This is a genomic window from Bacteroides acidifaciens (assembly GCF_024623065.1).
Lineage (GTDB): Bacteria > Bacteroidota > Bacteroidia > Bacteroidales > Bacteroidaceae > Bacteroides > Bacteroides acidifaciens.
Map to the genome: position 1 here is coordinate 1 of NZ_JANJZR010000144.1, position 3,671 is coordinate 3,671.

The 3,671-nt window shown below is 35.4% G+C and carries 2 protein-coding genes; both read left to right on the top strand.

Annotated features, from left to right (window positions below; translation table 11 throughout):
- Positions 1-346 precede the first annotated feature (346 nt).
- Positions 347-1,015 carry a hypothetical protein gene (locus tag NSB03_RS20130; RefSeq protein WP_024988841.1) on the top strand — a complete coding sequence of 223 codons (669 nt, stop codon included), beginning with the start codon at positions 347-349 and terminating at the stop codon, positions 1,013-1,015.
- A gap of 29 nt (positions 1,016-1,044) precedes the next feature.
- Complete coding sequence (locus NSB03_RS20135) at positions 1,045-3,336, top strand: outer membrane beta-barrel family protein (protein ID WP_128824539.1); 2,292 nt, start codon at positions 1,045-1,047, stop codon at positions 3,334-3,336.
- The last annotated feature ends 335 nt before the right edge of the window (positions 3,337-3,671 follow it).

Consider the following 3,671-nt stretch of genomic DNA (forward strand, 5'->3'; position numbering starts at 1 on the left):
ACAAAGCCCCAGCTTGTGAAAGTAGGGGCTTTGTGCATAAAAAAAGAAGGTGCGCATTTTGACACACCTTCTTTTTTCTTTATTCTTCCGTATTTTGCCATTTCAAGAAATCAATGTTCAATTACTTAAAACAGCAATAAGATGAAGAAGAAAATTACTTTTCACATGATGTTTTCCGTATTTATTATCTGTACTCTCTCGTGTCTAACAAGTTGTAGTAACAACGATATTCCTATTCCTGTCTTTACCTCTGAGGCATTGGAACAAACCACTTGGTAAGCACAAAGAACTGTGTACAATACCAAAATTAAAGAAGATGTATTAGCGGATAAGGCTTAAATGAAGTATGGATGCGACTAATCAGATAATTTCAAACGTTTGGAAGACAGCAATATTTTTGTTATTTTTTTTATTTCTCGCCCGTTCAGTCAATGCACAAGTACAAAACGGGTGGACTCCAAACGATTCTGTCCGATTGACCAAAATGCTGAAAGGAGAAATGCCTATCCATATTGATGATGCTTTTAAAAGGGAACTGGAACAGTCTATTATTGGTCATTCGCCAAAAGACGATAATAGGTACTGGGATGATTTTAGGTTAGATATTGATTTTAAAGAAGATTTTCCGAATGTAGTAAATATTGAGTGTGCCACAACGTTTCACTACAAATTAAATCATAACAATAATCTATTGAATGGAAATCTAAAATGCAAAAGCCTTATGATAAATAGTCGGATAGATAAAAATCTCCCTCTTATAAAGATTCAACAAAAAACAAACATGACTATTCCTTTAAACAAGAAATTACATTTTAGTGTATATGGAAGCTATACACTGGACAAAAAACGTAGTGTGATACTTCCGGCAACTTCTATCCCTTATAAGGTAGGAGCAGGATTTTCATATGAGATAGGTAAACATGCCATTATTAAATCCCAAACGAACTACCAATATAACATAATACAAAAAAAATGGGAATGGTTCTTTGGTGCAGGAGTTTTTTTTACCTTTTAGTAGTCTTGTAATCAATAAACTGAATTCGTATGATGCGATTAAATAAAATAATAACATTGACATTTTTCTACCTATTTTTAGGTTGCTCTCAAACAGTCGCTTGGGGGCAAACGATTAACGGAAAAATAATAGATGACAAACAACTGCCTATAGACGGTGCGACTATTATTTTGCAAACAATGGATTCGACTTATATAGGCGCATCCATTTCCAATGCTGACGGCATATTCGTTTTTAAAAGCCAACAGGAAGAATACCGATTGATAATACAACACCTTTTGTATGAAACAAAACAGATGACAGGTAAGGGAAATGATGCCGGAATTATTCAACTTCAACCTAAAGACTATGCTTTGGATGAAGTTATCATAAAGGCGGAACGTCCTTTTGTAAAAGTGGAGAATGGACTTTTAGGATATAATCTTGCTGTTCTTACCCAAAATCAACTCGTAAACAATGCGTATGAAGCATTGACAAAAATACCGGGAGTGCAAGAAGACAGAGGAATACTAACTTTGGCTGGAGCAGGAAAACTGACTGTTATTCTAAATGGGAAACCTACCACAATGGATGCCGGACAGCTTGAAACAATTTTGCGCAATACTCCGGTGAATCGTGTAGAAAAAGCGGAAGTGATGTATAGCGCACCTCCTGAATATCATGTACGGGGAGCAGTCATTAATCTTGTTTTAAAGCATGCAAACGATTACTCTTTTCAGGGGGAGATAAGTGCTGACTATAAGAACCAGTACTTCAATGACGGGGGAATGAATGGAAATTTTCGTTTATCAACTCCCAAAATGGCTTTTGATGTAATGTACGGAGCAAATAACGTAAAAAAGATAGAATACATAGACCTTGATTCCAAACATACGCTAAAAGATGAACCACATCATATCATACAAAACGAACAGTTACGTAGTAAGTACTGGAAGCACGACCTTAGAGTAGCTTTTGAATATAACTTCAACAACAAAAACAATATCAATGTAGCATACACAGGCAGTTATACCCCCGACCAGCATAATAACAGCCGGACATCAGGCAACTACCAAACCAGCAATGTGGATAAATATGTTGACAATCAAATGCACAATATTACATTGCAATATCATTTGGGGTTCGGAATTGAAATAGGTGGTGATTATACACATTATACTTCCAATAATAATCAAAGGCTATACGCAAATTATCAAGATGGAAATCAGAGTAGTTTCTCTATGGTTGGCGGACAAAAGATAGATCGCTATTCTATCTATGCAGACCGGAAACAGTCTTTACCCAAAAGATGGAATCTGGGTTATGGAGTTTCCTACCGATTTGCTAAAGACATTGATTTCCAAACTTATGATAAAGTGACAGGTAACATTCAAACTCAAAACACATATTCCAATCTAAGAGAACAAACTACCAGCTTTTATGTATCATTGAGCAAAAACTATACAACAGGTACGTCTTTATCCGTTTCTGCTACGGGAGAATATTATACGATTGGCAATTATCATAAATGGGCAGTTTACCCACAAGCATCATTGATTTACTTTAAAACACCGAAACATATGTTTCAACTTTCATTATCTACGGACAAAACTTATCCAAGCTATTGGGATATGCAATCTTCCGTCAGTTATCTTAATGGATATACAGAATTATGGGGAACGCCGGGGTTGAAACCGATGACAAACTATAACCTGAATGGGAATTATATATGGAAGCAGAAATACATCTTTGGTTTGTTTTTCACGTACACCTCAGATTATTTCACTCAAACCGCCTATCAATCGACTGACAGGCTGGCACTAATCTATAAAAATACAAATTGGAACTATATGCAGGTATGGGGCGCAAACATCATATTGCCTTTTAAGGCAGGAAACTGGCTGGATTCCCGATTGACCTTAGTCGGTATGCAAATGCACCAACGCTGTGATAATTTTTTCGACATTCCTTTCAATCGTAAGAAATGGGTATTTAGCGGCACACTGGATAATACGTTTAAGGTAAATAAGAATTTGTCTTTCGAACTGATGGGAAATGTACAGACGCCCGTCATACAAGGGACATTTGATATAGAATCTATTTTTAATCTCACTGCCGGATTACGGTGGAATTTCGCCAATGACAAATTGAGCTTATCCGCCCATTGCAATGATATATTTGATACGGGAATGCCTGCAACACGAGTTCGTTTTAAGGAGCAAAACTTGAATATGAATAGCGGATTTTATTCACGAGCATTTACTCTACATTTCAGTTATCGCTTTGGTGGATATAAGAAAAAAGAGGTAAAAAAGATTGATACATCAAGATTTAGATACTAATTCAAAAATGATATGAGAACATTGTTACTAATTCTGAGTGTTTTATGTTTCGGTTCATGCAAAACGTCATTGATTACCTATCGAAATGGATATATATTTGACAAGCAAGGTGAAACGATTGGTAATTATACTAACGGATATATTTATAGTTCAAAGAGAATACTTAAAGGATATTATTCCAATGGCTATATTTATGATGATAATCACAATATTATAGGGAATTATGCAAATGGATATGTGAAAATGAAAAACAAAGACGATTAATAATATAATTTCAACACTACATGGAAAGTGTATTACAACAGAGATTTTTCCGTTTATTATCGGAATACTCG